Annotated in this window: 15 protein-coding genes and 1 pseudogene; 6 read left to right on the top strand and 10 right to left on the bottom strand. The window is 41.7% G+C overall.

Going from position 1 to position 18,357, the window contains the following annotated elements; all coding sequences use genetic code 11:
* The first annotated feature begins 639 nt into the window (after positions 1-639).
* Genes V7L01_RS35385 through V7L01_RS06610 form a run of 3 tightly spaced genes read left to right on the top strand, consistent with a single transcriptional unit; the run spans position 640 to position 10,230 of the window.
* Complete coding sequence (locus tag V7L01_RS35385; protein ID WP_442936949.1) at positions 640-720, top strand: 2OG-Fe(II)-dependent halogenase WelO5 family protein; 81 nt, start codon at positions 640-642, stop codon at positions 718-720.
* A 6-nt stretch (positions 721-726) separates the two neighbouring features.
* Positions 727-1,656 (top strand): glycosyltransferase family 2 protein, encoded by a 930-nt coding sequence (locus V7L01_RS06615; protein WP_335033003.1) that lies wholly within the window; start codon positions 727-729, stop codon positions 1,654-1,656.
* A 15-nt stretch (positions 1,657-1,671) separates the two neighbouring features.
* Positions 1,672-10,230 (top strand): amino acid adenylation domain-containing protein, encoded by an 8,559-nt coding sequence (locus tag V7L01_RS06610; protein WP_335033001.1) that lies wholly within the window; start codon positions 1,672-1,674, stop codon positions 10,228-10,230.
* 39 nt (positions 10,231-10,269) lie between these two features.
* Here the strand turns inward: V7L01_RS06610 and V7L01_RS06605 are convergent, their stop codons facing one another.
* Positions 10,270-10,482 (bottom strand): hypothetical protein, encoded by a 213-nt coding sequence (locus tag V7L01_RS06605; RefSeq protein ID WP_335032999.1) that lies wholly within the window; start codon positions 10,480-10,482, stop codon positions 10,270-10,272.
* Positions 10,483-10,674: 192 nt separating this feature from the next.
* Here V7L01_RS06605 and V7L01_RS06600 point away from each other — a divergent pair, with 192 nt between their 5' ends.
* Positions 10,675-11,058 (top strand): nuclear transport factor 2 family protein, encoded by a 384-nt coding sequence (locus V7L01_RS06600; RefSeq protein ID WP_335032997.1) that lies wholly within the window; start codon positions 10,675-10,677, stop codon positions 11,056-11,058.
* A 21-nt stretch (positions 11,059-11,079) separates the two neighbouring features.
* Here V7L01_RS06600 and V7L01_RS06595 read toward each other — a convergent pair whose 3' ends face one another.
* Positions 11,080-11,514, bottom strand: a complete 435-nt coding sequence (locus V7L01_RS06595; RefSeq protein ID WP_335032996.1) for a hypothetical protein — start codon at positions 11,512-11,514, stop codon at positions 11,080-11,082.
* Positions 11,515-11,536: 22 nt separating this feature from the next.
* Entirely contained in the window at positions 11,537-11,926 is a 390-nt protein-coding gene (locus tag V7L01_RS06590) for a hypothetical protein (RefSeq protein WP_335032995.1), read from the bottom strand.
* A 178-nt stretch (positions 11,927-12,104) separates the two neighbouring features.
* On the opposite strand from V7L01_RS06590, the gene V7L01_RS06585 reads away from it, so the two are divergent.
* Together V7L01_RS06585 and V7L01_RS06580 are read left to right on the top strand one after the other, a co-directional pair.
* Positions 12,105-12,533, top strand: a complete 429-nt coding sequence (locus V7L01_RS06585; RefSeq protein ID WP_335032994.1) for an MAPEG family protein — start codon at positions 12,105-12,107, stop codon at positions 12,531-12,533.
* A 125-nt stretch (positions 12,534-12,658) separates the two neighbouring features.
* Complete coding sequence (locus tag V7L01_RS06580) at positions 12,659-13,156, top strand: GNAT family N-acetyltransferase (RefSeq protein WP_335032992.1); 498 nt, start codon at positions 12,659-12,661, stop codon at positions 13,154-13,156.
* Between the two features lie 106 nt (positions 13,157-13,262).
* Here V7L01_RS06580 and V7L01_RS06575 read toward each other — a convergent pair whose 3' ends face one another.
* The 7 genes and pseudogenes from V7L01_RS06575 to V7L01_RS06545 all read right to left on the bottom strand — a co-directional run bounded on the left by V7L01_RS06575 (position 13,263) and on the right by V7L01_RS06545 (position 18,334).
* A complete protein-coding gene (locus V7L01_RS06575) occupies positions 13,263-13,670 on the bottom strand; it encodes a hypothetical protein (RefSeq protein WP_335032990.1) in 408 nt (135 codons plus the stop codon).
* A 177-nt stretch (positions 13,671-13,847) separates the two neighbouring features.
* Positions 13,848-14,195 (bottom strand): annotated as a pseudogene (locus tag V7L01_RS06570) (SDR family NAD(P)-dependent oxidoreductase); the annotation flags it as partial.
* Positions 14,196-14,267: 72 nt separating this feature from the next.
* Complete coding sequence (locus V7L01_RS06565) at positions 14,268-14,594, bottom strand: SDR family NAD(P)-dependent oxidoreductase (protein ID WP_335032988.1); 327 nt, start codon at positions 14,592-14,594, stop codon at positions 14,268-14,270.
* A gap of 18 nt (positions 14,595-14,612) precedes the next feature.
* The gene (locus V7L01_RS06560; RefSeq protein ID WP_335032986.1) at positions 14,613-15,434 is read right to left on the bottom strand and encodes an NADPH-dependent oxidoreductase; all 822 of its coding nucleotides are present in this window, start codon (positions 15,432-15,434) and stop codon (positions 14,613-14,615) included.
* Positions 15,435-15,541: 107 nt separating this feature from the next.
* Positions 15,542-16,666, bottom strand: coding sequence for a sulfonate ABC transporter substrate-binding protein (locus V7L01_RS06555; RefSeq protein WP_335032984.1), 1,125 nt, complete (start codon positions 16,664-16,666; stop codon positions 15,542-15,544).
* Between the two features lie 251 nt (positions 16,667-16,917).
* Positions 16,918-17,676: a class II aldolase/adducin family protein gene (locus V7L01_RS06550; RefSeq protein WP_335032983.1), complete on the bottom strand. Its 759-nt coding sequence runs from the start codon at positions 17,674-17,676 to the stop codon at positions 16,918-16,920.
* Positions 17,663-18,334 carry a cysteine dioxygenase family protein gene (locus V7L01_RS06545; protein WP_335032981.1) on the bottom strand — a complete coding sequence of 224 codons (672 nt, stop codon included), beginning with the start codon at positions 18,332-18,334 and terminating at the stop codon, positions 17,663-17,665. Before V7L01_RS06545 ends, V7L01_RS06550 begins: the two co-directional genes overlap by 14 nt.
* Positions 18,335-18,357: the final 23 nt, after the last annotated feature.

Here is an 18,357-nt window from a genome sequence, read left to right as displayed (position 1 = left end):
TAATAGATACAAGCAAGTTAATTATTAACACTTACGCTCAACTTGGTATAAAGTTGAGTAGTATAAAATTTAACTATTTTTGACACATCATAAATCAATATGTTTAGCTCATTTTAGGTCAAGTGTTTCTATTTTGATAATTATTTCACAAAAGCTATAACTACAACTTATCTTTACTCAAAGTGTGGTTGACAAGAAGATAATTATATGAAATATATGATGATGTCAACACGATGATGTAAAAAATTTATCTTGTTCTGCAATTAAGGCAGCTTCCCTGATGCTGCCGGACAAGTCTTGAGAGGTAAAATTTTTGCAAAAATATTGTGATTCTACACGTGCAAAGGGCTGGAATTTCCAGTACTACAGACTATAAACACTTGAGCTATGTCTGCTTTGAGCGCAACCGAATGAAAAGGTTTCAGGATTTTTAACCCAGAAATTTTAAGTAAATACTATGCCTAAAAGAGTCATTTCCAAAGAACCCCTGTTTAACTTTATTGACATTCATATCTCAGACATAGAGAAACAATCCCAACGCCTTGCAAGATATGCTGTTTAACCGCAGCTTTAAGGGTATGATTATCCGCGAGGTGTTGCCTAAAGAGACTGTTGAGTTAGTCGTCAGTCGTCCCAACAATTGGCGATCGCATCAGAATAACCATTAGTGGGTTTCTCACCTTTTCTAAGGAGCATGATGCTATTTACTACTGGAGCTAATTGCGTATGACTAAAGTGAGTATTATTACTCCTTGTTACAATGCAGAAAAATACGTCGGAAAGGCAATAGAAAGTGTGCGTGTCCAAACCTTCAAGAACTGGGAGCATATTCTAATAGATGATGGCAGTACTGATAATTCTGCCGAAGTCATTGCATTCTATACCAAAATAGAGCCACGCCTGCGGTTAATCAGACAGCCCAATGGTGGTGTTTGTAATGCCCGTAACAATGGCTTTAAAGAGTGTTTTCCCCAGACGCAATACTTACTATTTTTTGATGCCGATGACTACTTAGAACCGCAGATGCTAGAGGTAATAGTTAAATATCTTGACCAACATCCTCATGTTGGTGTTGCCTACAGCGATTACTGGCATATTGACGAAGACGATCGGATTTTGCCCAGAAATCCTTATTCTCGATATATTCCCTCTGGTTTTGGAATAAAAGAGCTGCCTTATGAAACACCTGAGACACCTTTGGTAGCTGTTGGTTCAGGAGCGGCAATTGTCATGGAAAGCGGTTCTGTACTGCGGCGATGTATTTATGAAAAAACATCGGGATGGGATGAGTGGTTGGGACAGGGTGGAGAAGGAATTGATCTATTTCTTCAATTTGCGCTGTTTAGCGAGATCCATTTTGTACCGAAAAACCTGTATAAATATCGTCAATATCCAGCTCAATCCCATCGATTAGTAGACGATCGAGCTCAAGCTCGAAAGCTCATTGCTAAGTGGAAAGAAGGAAAATGGTTGACTCAAGAGCAAAAAGCCAAAGTAGCTGAAGTTCTGTGGTTTTATGAAAAAAGATTAATGGCTTTATTCGAGATGCAATCTGGAACAGACTTGATGCGGCGGGGACAATTTAGTACAGCATTAAGGTTATATCTGGAAGCTGGGAAAAAGTATTTTATATCATTTTTTCCAGCGTCACTTTAAAATAGACTTAATATTATGATGAATTATTCAGAAATCAACGATATTGACCTTTTACAATTCCTTCTAGAAGAGGAAGGAATTGAACTAGAAAAAGACCAGCTTTTAATTCTGCGCCGCAGCCTTACCCAAGCACCTGCTTCTTTTCAACAAAGGCGCTTGTGGTTTCTTTATGAATTAGAACCTACATCTTCTGCTTATAATATTTGTTCTGTATTCAGTCTAAATGGAGATTTGCAGGTAGAGGCTTTGCAGCAAGCTTTTAAACAATTGCAGCAGCGACATGAAAGCCTGCGAACCACATTTATAGCAATTGATGGGGAACCCTGGCAACGGATTCATCCACATTCTTTAGCTGAAATTGTATTAGAAGATTGGAGTAAAAATACAAAAGAAACTGAAAAACTAATATTGACAATAGCACATTCTGAAGCTGAATATACCTTTGATTTAGAAACAGGCCCATTGGTGCGATCGCGCCTTTTTCGGCTAGCATCAAAACAATACATACTCACCCTCACTCTTCATCATATCATTGCTGATGCTTGGTCAATTGGCGTTTTTTTACAAGAAATTGCTGCTCTTTACCAATTGGCTATTCAAAAAGATGAAACAGCACTCCCAGATTTAAAAATTCAATACGCCGATTATGCCTTATGGCAACAAGAAAAATTTAATTATTTAGCTTTGCAAGATAGTCTTGCTTATTGGGAGAAACAACTAGCAGAATTACCAGTTTTGCAATTTCCCATTGATTTTACTAGACCCCGCCTCCAATCATTTCGGGGAGATTTGGTGAAATTTTCTCTACCAATTTCCCTCACAAATGCTATTCGTACCTTCAGCCAAAAAGAAGGTACCACTTTATTTATGACCCTGATGGGTGCTTTCCAGGTTCTTTTAGCGCGTTACACCGGACAAGAGGATATACCAGTCGGTACTTCCATCGCCAATCGTCCGGGAATCGATGCTGAAAAACTCATTGGTTTTTTCGTCAATATGTTGGTGATTCGCACCGATTTATCAGACGAACCTAGTTTTTGCAAGCTGCTAAATAGAGTCAGAGAAACGGTACTAGAGGCTTTTGAACATACAGAAGTACCATTTGAAACCTTAGTAGACCGCTTGCATCTTGAACGAGATACTAGCCGCAACCCTTTATTTCAAATTGCGTTTACTTTATTAAATGCACCTAAGCCGCAATTTAGTACAGGTGATTTAGAAGTTTCCATATTAGCAACTCAAGAAGCAGCTCGTTTTGATTTAGAGTTGTTCATTACCGAAAGCGAAAAACAGCTAAATGGAGTTTTATCCTACAACGTAGATTTATTTAAAAGAGAAACTGTAGAAAGATTTGCACGTCATTTTTGCCAACTACTAGAAAATTTAATAGCGCAACCGGATACACCCGTAAGCCGCTTACCTTTTCTGCTGACTGAAGAATTATCTCAATTAATTCCAGCTACACCTCGCCAAACTTTTTCCGTGCAATCTTGTTTGCATGAAATATTTAGTCAACAAGCAAAGTTGCGTCCCCAACAAACAGCGTTAATATTTGAAAATGAAACTCTTACTTATGCACAATTAAATCATCGCGCTAACCAATTAGCACATCATTTAATTAATCTTGGTGTCAAACCAGAATCACGAGTGGGACTGTGGCTATCTCGTTCCTTGGATTTGGTCGCTTCTATTTTGGCGATTCTGAAAGTCGGTGGGGTTTATGTCCCCTTCGATCCCGATTATCCGAGCGATCGCATCGCTTATATGATTGAAGATAGTCAAGTTGCAGTTTTGCTTACCCACACCCAATTTAAAGAGCAAATTCCAACTCACCAAGCTACTGTTATATTTATTGATAATTGCGAAGCTGAACTAGCAAAATTACAAACAACAGAACCAAAAGTTTTCGTTCAGCCAGATAACGCAGCTTACATTATTTACACCTCCGGTTCCACAGGAAAACCCAAAGGAGTCGTTGTCACCCATTGTCATGTTGTGCGTTTAATGTTGGCTACTGAAAAATGGTTCAACTTTAACGCCAAAGATGTGTGGACACTCTTTCATTCCTGCGCCTTTGATTTCTCAGTTTGGGAAATTTGGGGCGCTCTTTTCTTTGGTGGTCGTTTAGTAATTGTACCTTATTTAGTAAGTCGTTCTGCCGAAGATTTTTATAACTTGCTGTGCGATGCCAAAGTCACAGTTTTAAACCAAACACCTTCAGCTTTTAGACAATTAATGCAAGCGGAAGAAATACTTTGTCGAGAAGGAGAGCTAGAATTACGCTATGTCATTTTTGGTGGAGAAGCCCTCGATTTAGCAAGTCTAGAACCTTGGTTTGAACGCCATGACGATCGGCTTCCGTTGCTAGTAAATATGTACGGAATTACGGAAACTACTGTTCATGTTACCTACCGTCCGATTCGCTTAAGGGATGTAAAACAACGTCTTGGTAGTTTAATTGGCAAACCGATTCCCGACCTTTCTCTATATATTTTAGATCGTCACTGCCAACCCATTCCCATTGGGGTAGTTGGTGAAATGTATATTGGTGGTGCGGGTGTAACTCGCGGTTATTTTAACCGTCCGCAATTAACCGCAGAACGGATGATTCCCAATCCATTTAACAATTTAAAACCAGAACGCCTCTACAAAACTGGTGATTTAGCTCGTTTTCTTGAGAACGGCGAAATTGAATATATAGGACGTAACGACCATCAAGTTAAAATTCGTGGCTTTCGCATCGAATTGGGGGAAATTGAAGGAGTTATCAAACGTCATCCAGGGGTGCGCGATGCTTTAGTAATTGTTCGAGAAGAAAGCAAAGAAGATGTGAGAATAGCCGCTTACATCGTTCCCAAAGATGAAATTTCAGACTATGAAACTTTGAAGCAGGAACAAACTCAAGAATGGCAATATACCTTTAACGAAACCTATCGTCATAGTGAAACTGAAGCCAACGAAGCCTTTAACATCACTGGTTGGAATAGTAGTTATGATAATCAACCCATTCCCGCCGCCGATATGCGTCAATGGCTAAATAATACCCTGGCGCGAATCCAAGCACTCAAACCCCAACGGGTTCTAGAAATTGGCTGCGGTACGGGGATGATTTTATTGAATATTGCTACTCAGGTAAAATCCTATTGGGGAACTGATTTTTCCCAGGAAGCAATTAGCCGATTGACAAATATTCTTCAAAATCGCTCGTGGAATCATGTAAAGTTATTGACGCGAGAAGCCACTGATTTTTCCCAAATTCCTGATGCTGAGTTCGATACTATTATTATTAATTCTGTAGCTCAATATTTTCCATCTATTGAGTATTTACAGCAGGTAATTGCAGGCGCATTGGAAATATTAGCACCGGGAGGAAGTCTGTTTATTGGTGATAATCGGAATTTCCCGCTTTTAAATTATTTTCATACTAGCGTTGCTTTTTATCAAGCTGATGACAAGACAAATAGAGAAGGTTTTAAAACCCAAGTTCGACGGCTCGCAGAAAAAGAAAATGAATTAGTAGTCGATCCAACTTTCTTCGTCAATCTGACCAAAGTTTTTCCCAATTTAGAAGCGGTAGAAGTTCACCTAAAAGAGGAAAATAGCCACAACGAACTGACTAAATATCGTTATGATGTCGTCTTACACAAGTTAGGTGCGTCACCCAATGATGTTATAGAACCTGTTTGGAAAAATTGGGAAGCAGCTTTGCAATTAGACGATTTACGTCAGAAAATTATTAAATCAGGTGCAATTGGTTGGCGTGGAATTCCCAATGCATGTTTAATTAAAGATGAAGCAGTTTTACAGTGGATGGAAGGAAATGATAGAAAAAATACAATTGAGGATTTACGCGAATCCATCGATAAAATTAACTTAAACCAAGCAATAGATCCAACAGATTTATCTGCTATAGCTAAAGAGATAGGTTGTCAGTTAACTATTAGCTACTCTCCAGATTTGAGTCCGAGTTATTTTGACGTTTGCTTCTATCCAACAACAGATGGAAAACACCGCTCTCCAGTAATGCCAATTACTAGTATAGTCCCTACTCAAGCTACTAATTCTTACTGGATCGATCCGCTCAAAGGACGTTTTGCAAAAACGCTAATTTCCCAGTTAAAAGAACAGGTACGGGAAGAATTACCAGAATATATGCGTCCGTCTTCCTTTGTTCTTCTAGAAAGCTTCCCGATGACTCCCAGCGGTAAACTGGATTGGCGTGCTTTACCTGCACCAGAGCGAGATTTAGCGCTTAGTAAACAAACCTCTGTTCAAGCCACAACCCCCACCCAAGCAAGACTATGCACCCTCTGGCTTGATGTGCTAGACATTGATACCATCGGCGTAACAGACGATTTCTTCCATTTAGGAGGACATTCTCTTTTAGCAACTAAGCTAGTTTCTCGAATTCGTGAAGAATTTAATTTAGCCTTACCGTTAAGAAAAGTTTTTGAACATTCAACGATCGCAGGTTTAGCTGCGGAAATTGAGCGCTTGGCTGTGGTGAGCGATTCTACAAGTACGCTTCAAGATATTATTCCACAAATTGCCCACCGAGAAAACTTACCGCTTTCTTTTTCTCAAGCACGACTCTGGTTTTTAGATTGGTTGGAACCGAATAATCCTGCTTACAATATTGCGATCGCTTTTCGTTTGCATGGAGATTTGAATCAAAAGGCATTACACCGCAGTTTACAAGAAATAATTCAACGTCATGAAGTATTACGCACAACTTTTGAGACTAAAGACGGAGTTGCTGTACAAGTTATTCATGAATCCGATGAAGTGCCGTTGACGCCGATAAATCTGAGCCATTTAGAGCCGGAAAAGCAGGAAGAAGCAGTTAAAAAATTAATTAGAGAAGCAATTATTTCTCCCTTCAATCTTCGCACACTGCCTTTACTGCGCGTCCATCTCTATCAGTTAAATGAGGACGTTCATGTTTTTGTCTTAGTAATACACCATATTATTTCTGATGGTTGGTCATTGGGTTTAATGATTAAGGAATTCTCCTTATCTTATGCAGCATTTTGCCAGGGTGATGCATCGCCTTTATCAGCTTTATCTCTACAATATGGAGAATTTGCCCATTGGCAACGAACAACTTTTGAGCAAACCCAACTACCTACACAACTGGCTTATTGGAAAGCAAAACTTGGTGGAAAAATCGAAACTTTAGAGCTACCGACTGATTTTCCTCGTCCTGCGATCGCAGGTTATCAAGGCGCTACTGTATCTTTTACGATTAACAGAGAAGTGAGCGATCGCTTGCAGAAGTTATGCGAATCTCAAGGTGCTACCCTATTTATGGGATTGTTAGGGGTATTTAGCACCCTGTTAATGCGTTATTCGGGACAGCAGGATTTATTAATTGCTACGCCCATTGCTAACCGGAATCACAAACAAATTGAAGAACTAATTGGCTTTTTTGTCAATACTTTAGTCATCAGAACCGATTTAACTGGCAATCCTGATTTTAATACATTACTGTTGCGAATCAAAGAAGAAACGCTGCAAGCTTATGCCCATCAGGATGTACCCTTAGAAAAAATTGTTGAAGAACTACATCCAGAAAGAAATCTCAGCCATCATCCCTTATTCCAGGTGATGTTTGTTTTACAAAATGCCCCGATGGGCAACTTGGAATTACCTAATTTGAGCCTTATTCCCTTGGAATTGGAACAGGTGACCGCTAAGTTTGATTTAACTCTATTAATGATAAAGACAGAAGCAGGAATTCAGGGAACATGGGAATATAGAACTGATTTATTTAATGTAACAACAATTAACCGGATGCTGGGTCATTTTAAAACCTTGCTAGAAAGTATTGTTGTTAATCCCAAACAGCGAATTACAGAGTTACCTCTACTAACAGCAACTGAGCAAAATCAATTATTAGTAAATTGGAATCAGACTCAAGTTGAGTATCCCCAAGATAAGTGCCTTCACCAATTATTTGAATTGCAGGTAGAGAAGACACCAGATGCAATAGCTGTGGTGTTTGAAAACGAAAATATGACTTATGAGGAGTTGAATAGACGGGCGAATAAATTGGCGCATTATCTGCATTCAGTAGGGGTAAAATCAGACGTACTGGTTGGTATTTGTGTTGAGCGATCGCTAGAAATGATAATTGCGTTGTTGGGTATTCTTAAAGCTGGTGGTGCTTATGTCCCCATCGATTCAGCTTATCCCCAAGAGCGGATAAATTTCATACTAGAAGATGCTCAAACACCAGTCTTATTAACTCAACAAAAACTACTGAAAAAAGTTGGTGTTCAAGACAATATACAGATTATTTGTTTAGATACTGCCTGGGAAATAATTACCCAACAAAGTGCAGAAAACCCAGTTAATGAAATAGTAGCAGAAAACTTAGCCTATACTATTTACACATCTGGTTCCACAGGTAAGCCCAAGGGAGTAATGATCTCTCACCGCGCTATTTGCAACCATATGTTCTGGATACAAGCAACATTTCCCATGACGGAAGCAGACAAACTGCTCCAGAAAACTCCCCTCAGTTTCGATGCTTCTGTCTGGGAATTATACGCACCATTGTTAGTAGGCGCACAGTTGGTTATAGCTCGGTCAGGAGGTCATCAGGATAGCGCTTATCTAATTAAACTTATTAATGAACAGAAAATTACTTTTGTTCAATTTGTTCCATCCTTATTACAAATGATCTTAGAACAAGGAGGAATTGAAACTTGTAATTCTCTAAAACACATCTTCTGTGGAGGTGAAACTTTGCCAATTTCTCTACAAGAAGGTTTGTTTAGTAAACTAAAGGTCAACTTTCACAATCTCTATGGCCCAACTGAAGTTTGTATCAATACAACCTTCTCAACTTGTCAGCCTGGAATTAAGCAAAAAATTATTCCAATTGGCCGCCCAATTTCTAACAACCAGATTTATATTCTCGATCGTAATTTACAACCCGTTCCTATTGGTGTTCCTGGTGAACTACACATTGGTGGCGCTGGACTGGCGCGGGGTTATTTAAACCGTTCAGAGTTAACCGCAGAGAAATTTATTCCCAATCCTTTTAATAATTTAAAATCAGAACGTCTCTATAAAACAGGTGACTTAGCCCGTTATCTCCCTGATGGCAATATAGAATTTTTGGGGCGTATTGATAACCAAGTAAAAATTCGGGGTTTACGCATCGAATTAGGAGAAATTGAAGGAGTATTAAATCAACATCCAGATATCCTCAATGCGGTGGTGATTACTTGTGCAGATTCAGTAGGAAGCCAATGCCTAATTGCATACATTGTCCCCTCAACCGAGCAACTTACTTCTGTAAATCAGCTACGTACCTTACTGAAAGAAAAACTACCTGATTACATGGTGCCTGCACACTTTGTTATCTTAGATTCTCTACCTTTAACACCTAATGGCAAAGTTGATAGAAAAGTACTATCTGCACTTAACTTTGAAATAAATATCGACTCCGGCCAACAAATTCTCCCTCGGACAGCCTTAGAGCATAAATTAGTTCAAATCTGGGAAGAAATACTACAAGTTAACCCTATTGGCGTTACTGAAAACTTCTTTGACTTAGGTGGACATTCGCTCTTAGCTATTCGGTTAATAGCAACAATTGAACAGCGATTAGGATGTAATCTATCTGTTATTACTTTATTCCGGGAAGGTACAATAGAGAAGATGGCAGCTTTACTGGAGCAAGAGCGTTCAAGTAGTGATTTAGATATTATAGTTCCTTTACAAACTAAGGGCTATTTACCCCCCTTATTTCTCGTACATCAAGCAGGTGGTTATGCCCTTTCCTACTCCGTACTTGCTCAAGCTTTGGGTCAAGAACGTCCAGTTTATGCACTTCAGGCAAAAGGTTTAAATGGGAAACAACTGCCTTTAGATACTATCGAAGCAATGGCTGCTAGTTACCTAAAGGCAATTCGAGAAATCCTGCCTTTTGGCCCCTATTTGCTAGGTGGTCACTCTTTGGGAGGACTTATTGCTTTCGACATGGCTTCCCAATTGGAAGCTAGGGGAGAACAGGTTGAGCATCTGTTAATTATCGATACCCATCCACCATTACCTACTCCAAAAATTGAGGCTTCTCTTGAAGATGATGCTGCTATTCTTTGCTTCATTGTTGAGCAAATCGGGCTGCATTTTTATAAAAATATAAGTGTTACTTGTGAGGAACTTTCGCCTTTAGATAAAGCGGCTCAATTTAATTATGTACTGCAAATTTTGCAACACCACGAACTAATTCCTGCTGATTCGGGACGCAATATAATTTTCGGCTTACTCAACGTTTACAAAGCTAATTTGCACGCAAGTCTGCGTTATCAACCACAACCCATTAAAGCTGCTATCTCACTGTTCAAAACTGCATCGTTAGCAGAACAGTTTCCAGATGACCCTACTGTGGCTTGGGGGCAATTAACCAAAGACCGAGTGCGCGTTTGTTTTGTAGCTGGTGAACATCAAACAGTTTTGAAAGAACCTCATGTCAGAAAACTTGCAGTAGAAATTGCAGAGATATTAAGGGATTTCCAAATAATAAATCATTCCAAAAAAAACAAGAGACAGAATTTTTAAATAGTTTCTTACTTTAATGTTGGGGCGGACTCAGACGATTTATGCGGTGTCATCCCAAAAAGCTACAAATTTCGCTATGACGCAGAAAATTTCAAAAATGATCGCAAAATCGCGTTGCTCCCGTTGACAAGATGATCGTTCGCCTAGCGTCTCGTAGGCAAAGAAAAATCCACCTGAACCCTGGAACACTCCGCGAAGGGCGATCGCCCCAACGGTTCGGAAGATAGATAGAGCCAGTCCACCCTCTACCATGAGAGGATGTTATGCAGAAACTTTCGACCTATCCACCCAAATGAGCGTATTATGCGGAAAGATTCGGCTTAAACAGCGGCTTTGGAGTATTATACAGAAACTTTCTGTCTATCCGCAGTGGGCGGATCTTAGGCGGAAACTTTCTGTCTATCAATTGTTAGGCCCTACTGCGTATCCTTCACCACACCGCTTATGCCAGATCAACCTGCACTCCTAATCGAACTGCTCCGCGCGGCCTACGCAGCCTTTAATGCGCGGGACATTGACGCCGCCCTCGCCCTCATGACTCCGGACGTGAACTGGCCGAAAGCATTCAAAGGCGGTTCTGCCCTTGGCCATGAAGGAGTCCGCGCTTACTGGACGGAGCAATGGAGCGAGATCAACCCGCACGTGGAGCCGGTGACTTTTCACCCGGAGGAGGCCGGGCGTATCTTGGTCGAAGTGCATCAGGTCGTGCGCGACCTGGCTGGAGCCGTTCTTGCCGATGAGCACGTCGGTCATCGTTTCACCATTGCGCAGGGCTTGATTCAAGACATGGAAGTCTGTCCGCTTCCATCGTCCCGCCACACAGCCTAACACGGTGCTCGAGCGAACGCTTCAGGGCGGCCACCCCGCTTTTGAGTTATCAACTTTCGGAATTTTTACCAGTAGTGAAAAGCTGACTATCAGCAAGTTGATAGCCAGTGCCATTGAACTATTACTGTTGCGATAACTAGCTAAAGCGGTTTTGCCGTAATCTTTGAGGCTGAGGCGACCGAGAGCGCGACCACAATTTAAACCCCCATCTGCACAGGTATGTATGCCAATGGCTTTGTAATCCCGGCTACCAGCACTCTCAATTTCCGCAATCGCATTTGAGAGCGATCGCAAATCAATACCGGAGAATGATTGACCTGTTATCGACTGACTACCATTACTAAACGTGCATGGATTAATCTTCTCTCTTACTCCAGTACGGTTGGTAGTCTTAGCTTTAGGCTCTCTTGTAGCTCTGGTTGGTAAAGATGCAGTATTTGTCCTCTGTTCGTTCAAATTGCCTACAAATATCAGGGAGTTAACCTTGTAGCTGAAAAAAGGAACGTGCCCAGAGCGATCGCCTGGATCGCCTGCAAAGAAAACTCCTCTGCCTGTAATGCTTGATATCTCCTAACTTCAAATATTGGTCAGGAGTCATACCCACATTCCAAGTGCGACTCAGGTCATAACCTACTGTTTGACTGTAGGGACTGCCATCAATTGCACCGGATTGACTGATACCTTTTGACCGTCGTAAGCAACAGAACTGGGAACGCAGCCAACAAGCCCAAAAACGCATCCACTTATCCAAACAAAAGCATTTTTTGACTTCGCCAACAGCATCCGTGAGCGCAAACCATGTTGCAGAGCGATCGCCTTTAGTTGTCCTTGTCTCAAGTGTACCCGTTCGAGGACTAGAAATATCCAAGGAAGGAAGCTTACACTATCCTTTAATCTTAAAAACAACTTGACATGACAACAAATAGAGGTACTACATTTTTTGATTAAATCTGCATTACTCTCTGTTTTGTCAAGCTTTGTACGGGCGCAGACGGCGCAGTTGCTCGCCCACCAGCCATCAAAATAATCGAGTTTGAGAGGTAGAAATGACGCAAGAGGCAATTTTCAGTCCTTTCTTTGCAACAGTGTTTCTGACATTCATTGTCTGGGTGTATATGTACATCCGCCGTATCAGTTTCATCACAAATAGAAAGATCCGCCCACAGGAGCTTGCTGTACCCAGCACATTAGCGCAGATATCACCACCAAATGTATCCAATCCATCAGATAACTTCAAGAACCTATTTGAGATTCCGGTACTTTTTTACGCGCTCGTTCTATACCTGTTCATCACAAAGCAGGTGGATGCAGTTTATGTGAACGCTGCGTGGGTTTTCGTTATCTTTCGGGCATTACATAGTGCTGTCCATTGCACATTTAATCTCATTATGCTTCGGTTCTACCTCTACCTATTCGCGACACTTGCGGTGTGGTTCATCGCAATCCGCGCAGCTCTTATGCACTTTAGTAGGTAAGCTAGGCTGATACGTAATAAAACCTATTTTTAGCTTTTGTTAATCTCTGATTTGCTCTGCTCTGTTATTCTTGTAAAAGAAAATTATTTGGCTTTAGGTATTTCTCCCATTTATCTCAACCAGGTATGTGTCTCAATAATGTGATGATTGACCGTGCCAGCCCCAGCGATGTTACTGGAATTATCAAGTTGGCCCAAGCTAATGATGCAGAACATGGTGGTATGTTGTTAGGTAATCTTGAGCCAGAGGCAGTGATGAAGACTATATCTCAAATGCCGAGCGTAGTCGCCCATAAAGATGGTCAAGTTGTCGGATTTTTACTCAGTTGGTCAAAAACAACTGCTAATTTACCAATTATAAAGGTGATGTTACAAACCTACGCGGGTACTAAAGACGCTTACTTGTATGGCCCCATATGTGTTGATGAAACCATGCGCGGGCAAGGTATTGCTGCGGTAATGTTCGCTAAGTTAAAAGATTTGTTGCCAGAGCGAGAAGGGATATTATTCATCAAGGCAAACAACAAAGCATCACTTCAGGCACATCAAAAGATGGGTATGTGCAAGAAGGCAGAGTTTATTTATGAAGGCACTGAATTTCTGATATTTGCGTATAATGGCTAACTACTTGATAGGTTACTGATTCCCAAGCAGCTATAGTTATGGCTAAAATTTAGCTCGCATTTTTATGCGAATGACTCTGCTGTTACCTTTTGCATTGGATGAGTATTCACTCCAAACTAATTTTCCACAACCCATCTAGCGGATTGGACTGTTGGAATTGACTATCACTGCTGCCGAGCCAATTATTCTCATACATCAACCCAACACTGAATGTTCTACTTAGAGGATATTGCCCTAGTTTTCCAAAACCTTCAATATTGTTTGAGTCAGCGATCGCTTCCTGGTTCAACTGTATAGTTATTTGGTTGCCGTTGTCAAAGTAAATTGTGGCTCGTTTGTGATGAAAGCGCACCTGAACTTTGTAGACTCCACCAGTTGCATAATAGTAAGCTCTAGCAGGCAGCTTTCGATCGTCGATATTCTGACCTTTGAACTCAACTGCCATCGCAGGTGGGACTAGCATCAACAGGACTGGCAGGACTAACCCTAAAACTTTCATTGGTAGCCACAACACTTTCAATTAAACTACTTTCTACTTTAAAATATAAAACTAAATTTGTGGGTTAACTAGCGATCGCTTGGGGCAAAGTTGCCTTAAGCAACAACCCAATCCATAACTTCGATGTAACGTTTTGTTTTCAGGACTTACGCAACTGGCAGAATGCGATCGCAATGCTAATCTGGAAACTAACTACTCTTCTACCCGTTCTGTATATGTCCAGCCTGGTAAGATGCTGTTGACGCGAATTTTATCGCTACCCAGTTCTTGGCTGAGAGTTTTTGTTAAACCAATTACCGCTAATCGAATGGAATTAGACAACACCAGATTTTGGGCTGGTTGTTTAGTTGAGGTTGAGGTAATGGTCAGAATTGCCGGTGCTGTAGATTGGCGTAAGTGAGGTAACGCGTACTTTACCAGACGTACCGCACTCAGCAAAGTCAAATTTATCGAAGTTTCCCAAGTTGCCAAATCGATATCGTCAAAAGTGCCAGCGGGTGGGCCTCCGGCGTTGGTAACGAGGATATCCAACCCGCCGAATTTTTCTACTAGACATCTCCAGAAAAGAAAAAAGACCCCTCTCCAAACCTCTCCCCGAAACGGAGAGAGGCTTTAAAACCCCCCTTCCCTCGTAGGGAAGGGGGGAAGGGGGGTTAGGTCTGGGTGCAAATTTGTGGTATCTAAATCTTTTTCGGAGATGTCTACTGTGGCATTAATTACCCGTTCAATGTCTTCTTGACTGGTAACGTCTGCACGCAGAGATAGCACTTCTGTACCTGTTTCGCTTTCAATCTCCGCAGCGGTTTTGTCAATTAACTCACTGCGGGCGCAGATGGCAATTTTTGCACCCTCACGGGCAAATTGCTTTGCTGTAGCTTTGCCCAAACCTTTACTAGCAGCAGTCACTAAGACAACTTTGCCACGGAGTTGCAAATCCATAATCTTGATTCTTCTTGTTTACAGTAACTTGAAACCGAGGTTATTGAGAGCCTCACGCAAGCGATCGCGTCCTCTCAATGACTCGACAGTTGCGATCCTTTGGGCTGAGTGTTCTGACCAATCGCCAGGAACATTCATCTTTTGTTCAGTATAGAATTCTTTGATGACCTCGTTGTAGTGAGCGATCGCTTCTTCTTGTTCTGCCAATTTATAGGTTTCACGATGCAGCACGGCTGACTGGGGCAACCTTGGCTTAATCGCTGCTTCTACTTCAGGATTCGGATAGCCTACACACAGCCCAAATACAGCATACACAGAGGAGGGCAAATTTAATATTTGTGCTACCTCTTGCGGGTGGTTTCTGATTCCACCGATATATACTGTTCCTAAACCGAGTGACTCGGCTGCGACTGTTGCGTTTTGCGCCGCCAAGGTTGCATCGATTGTTGCCATCACAAACATTTCCAAGTATTCCAGCGCATCATGAGATATGCTGCGACTGTCAGCAACGTAACTGATACGCGCCAAGTCTGCTAACCAAACCAAGAATAAAGGAACCTGTTTAATATGTGCTTGGTTTCCCGCTAATTTGGATAACTCCTCTTTGCGCTGTGGATCTTCGACTGCTACCACACTCCAGGTTTGCAAATTAGAAGAAGTGGATGCAGATTGGGCGGCTGCAATTAGCAACTCCAGAGTTCCCGACGGTAGAGGATCGGATAAATAAGACCGGATTGAACGGTGAGATAATAGTGCTGTCAGGGAATCATTCCATTCAATTTCGGGATTGAAGGGAATTTCACCATAGCGCGATCGCAGTAGTTCTGTAGGATTAGTCATAATTTATTCCAAGACTCACATTTCAAAAATTGTTAGTTGTTTTGCTACCAATTCCATTTGTAAGGGCATACATCTGTACGCCCCTACAGACGATTTATTGCACTGGTTTAAGAAGTTTTTGGTGAAAATGCAGCGTATTGCTCTTTTGTCAACACTGCATCCTTCACACTTACCTCTTTGGGAATTAACTTCAATTTATAATATGTATCCGCAACACCTTGTTGTAGATTGATTAGATTATCGTCAATTGGCACAATACCAAAAGTCCGTCGGTTAGTTGCTTTTTTCATTGTTTCTACATCAATTCCTAACACAGGTGCTAAAGTTTTTGCTACCTCTTCTCGATTCTGTTTAGACCATTCTTCGAGATTTTGAATTTCCTCCAGTATTGCCTTGACAGTTTGAGGATTTTCAGTGACAAATTTGCGAGTCATTAAATAATATCCTCCCTGTTTATTAATTCCTGTGCCATCAATCAGGACTCTAGCTTTAGTTGCCTCTTGAGCTGCTGCATAGAAGGGGTCCCAAATTACCCAGGCATCTACACTACCCTTGACAAATGCAGCACGGGCATCAGCCGGGGCCAAATATTTAGGTTCAATGTCAGTATATTTCAATCCCGCTTTTTCTAAAGCTTGGACTAACAATAAGTGGGCGCTAGACCCTTTTTGAAAGGCAACTTTTTTACCTTTGAGGTCAGTAAGTTTTTGAATTTGGGAATTTTGAGGAACAAGAATTGCTGAACCAGCCGGACTCGCAGCGATACCAACAACATAAGTTAGTGATGCTCCCGCTGCTTGAGCAAATATTGGCGGTGATTCTCCTACAGGGCCGATGTCAATACTACCCACATTCATCGCTTCTAGTAGTTGGGGCCCCGCTTGAAATTCAGTCCATTTTACAGTGATACCTTCTGGTGCCAAACGCTTTTCTAAAAGGCCCTTAGTTCTAAGCAAAATGGTTGCTTTTTGATAACCAAATCTGACTACTGTTGCTTTACTGGAAGCAGAACTGCTAACAGATGTGGCACTGGGATTAGGAGAATTAACAGTCGATGGCGATGAGCAGGCGGCAAATAGCACGCTCAAACACAGCCCTGTAACAAAAGCCCCTGCAATTGGGAAAACAGAAGAAGAGAAGAATAATTTGTGTTGATTGTTAAAAGGAATATTCCTGAATTTTATCAACGATATCCATTTTGGAATTAAGCGGCGAAGGATTAGGTTAATCATCAAAATGATTTTTCTGAACTATAAAAATACTATAAACTTATAGACTTACCGGAGTATATAAATAAATTTAGGTTAAATCACATAAAAATAACAGCTAATGGGTAAATTTATACTTCATTGCCTACGTTCCTAGTCCAGTACAGGCCAAATCGAGCCACCATCTGAATTAACCAGACAAGTAGCTCTGAGCAACTGGTTCAAGGTAGGCAAAGTTTTAGCACACTATATAGTGAGTGCCAAAAAATACAGCACTAATTAAGCAAATCGGGTTCTTCGCGCACAATCCGATCGTAAAGTGGTTGGAAACTGAACCACCCACTTGTATATGACCCCACTTGAGTTTGTGTTAAACGGGCTGTTTCGTGTTTGATAATAGTGGGTCTACCCGCAGCTTCTGCCAGGAGTTGGGCTTGGCACGATCGCTCTAAGCTAATGTACCAAAAGGCAGCTTCATCTACAGTATGTCCCACAGTTAAAATACCGTGGTTACGCAGGATTAGCGCTTTATTAGCGCTCAAAGCTTGAGCTAGTCGTTCGCCTTCAGAGGTATCTAATACGACACCTGTATAGTCATCAAACAATGCATGGTCTTCGTAAAAAGCACAAGAATCTTGAGTTAAAGGGTCAAGGAGACGCCCCAAACTAGACCAGGCTTTACCATAAAGTGAATGGGCGTGAGCCGCCGCTATTACATCAGGTCTAGCTTCATGAATCTGAGAATGGATGGCAAAAGCAGCTTGATTTACTTCAGCATCGCCTTTAACCACTTCACCTTCTCTGTTAACCAAGATCAGGTCAGAAACTCGGATGTGACCGAAGTATGCCCCGAATGGATTGACCCAGAAATGGTCTGTAAACTCCGGATCGCGAGCTGTAATATGGCCTGCGATTCCCTCGCTGAACCCAAATTTACCAAACAGGCGAAAGGCAGCAGCGAGGCGTTGCTTACGGTGTAGGCGTTCGTCTTCAACTCGCTCGAATATTGGGGGTTGTGGTCTAGTGTAGGGCATGTTCTTTTTCCTCTTCCTCTTTACAGGGAGCGTTGGAATATCCAGAGCGAAAGGATTTGACACTGTGAGATTCTGGGATGAACTGGTGACGCAAGATACAGCCAGTATCATTACCCAAGATATGGATGGATACAGATGCGCTCTGGGATGTGGTTTTGACAGCGTGGATATCACCATCTGGGGGTAAGAGGCGGTAGATATCCCCTGGTTGAAGCGATCGCACTTCAGTTACTTGTAATTGTGCGTGTCCTTCAGCGTCGCCGTTATCTACACGGCGATAGACTGTTTCTTCTTGATTGCCTTTGTATAAACCAATCAATCCCCAGGCCAAATGGTCGTGGACGGGAGTCGTTGAACCTGGGGGAATTACCAAACTGAAGACTGACAGGGAACGGTCTTTGGCGCGATAAAGTAGCCACTGACCAATACCGCCGCCCATCTTGCTTTCGGGATTGACTTGGGCAAACTTTTCAGCTAGCCATTCCTGTTGGGCAAGCAGTTCTTGAAAATATGGTTCTAGTCTAGCGAGAGTTTGTGTGCGATCGTCAGCAGTGCTAGCGCTAATTTCACGCACTGTTGCTACAAAGGATCGTAGTTCTTGGCTCTCAATAAACCATTGGTCTTCTGGCAATGGTTCTAAGATAGTGTGGTTCGTCATCTATATTCCTCGGTTTGAGAGGC

The organism is Nostoc sp. (assembly GCF_036917095.1).
GTDB lineage: Bacteria > Cyanobacteriota > Cyanobacteriia > Cyanobacteriales > Nostocaceae > Nostoc.
Note: the sequence above shows the minus strand (reverse complement) of the source record. Positions and strands in the feature narration are given on the sequence as shown.

What these genes read in the sequence shown, in the direction of transcription:
- V7L01_RS06615 (WP_335033003.1), top strand. Translation starts at nt 727, where the DNA reads ATGACTAAAGTGAGTATTATTACTCCTTGTTACAATGCAGAAAAATAC.
- V7L01_RS06610 (WP_335033001.1), top strand. Translation starts at nt 1,672, where the DNA reads ATGATGAATTATTCAGAAATCAACGATATTGACCTTTTACAATTCCTT.
- V7L01_RS06605 (WP_335032999.1), bottom strand. Translation starts at nt 10,482, where the DNA reads ATGGTAGAGGGTGGACTGGCTCTATCTATCTTCCGAACCGTTGGGGCG.
- V7L01_RS06600 (WP_335032997.1), top strand. Translation starts at nt 10,675, where the DNA reads ATGCCAGATCAACCTGCACTCCTAATCGAACTGCTCCGCGCGGCCTAC.
- V7L01_RS06585 (WP_335032994.1), top strand. Translation starts at nt 12,105, where the DNA reads ATGACGCAAGAGGCAATTTTCAGTCCTTTCTTTGCAACAGTGTTTCTG.
- V7L01_RS06580 (WP_335032992.1), top strand. Translation starts at nt 12,659, where the DNA reads ATGTGTCTCAATAATGTGATGATTGACCGTGCCAGCCCCAGCGATGTT.
- V7L01_RS06565 (WP_335032988.1), bottom strand. Translation starts at nt 14,594, where the DNA reads ATGGATTTGCAACTCCGTGGCAAAGTTGTCTTAGTGACTGCTGCTAGT.
- V7L01_RS06560 (WP_335032986.1), bottom strand. Translation starts at nt 15,434, where the DNA reads ATGACTAATCCTACAGAACTACTGCGATCGCGCTATGGTGAAATTCCC.
- V7L01_RS06555 (WP_335032984.1), bottom strand. Translation starts at nt 16,666, where the DNA reads ATGATTAACCTAATCCTTCGCCGCTTAATTCCAAAATGGATATCGTTG.
- V7L01_RS06550 (WP_335032983.1), bottom strand. Translation starts at nt 17,676, where the DNA reads ATGCCCTACACTAGACCACAACCCCCAATATTCGAGCGAGTTGAAGAC.
- V7L01_RS06545 (WP_335032981.1), bottom strand. Translation starts at nt 18,334, where the DNA reads ATGACGAACCACACTATCTTAGAACCATTGCCAGAAGACCAATGGTTT.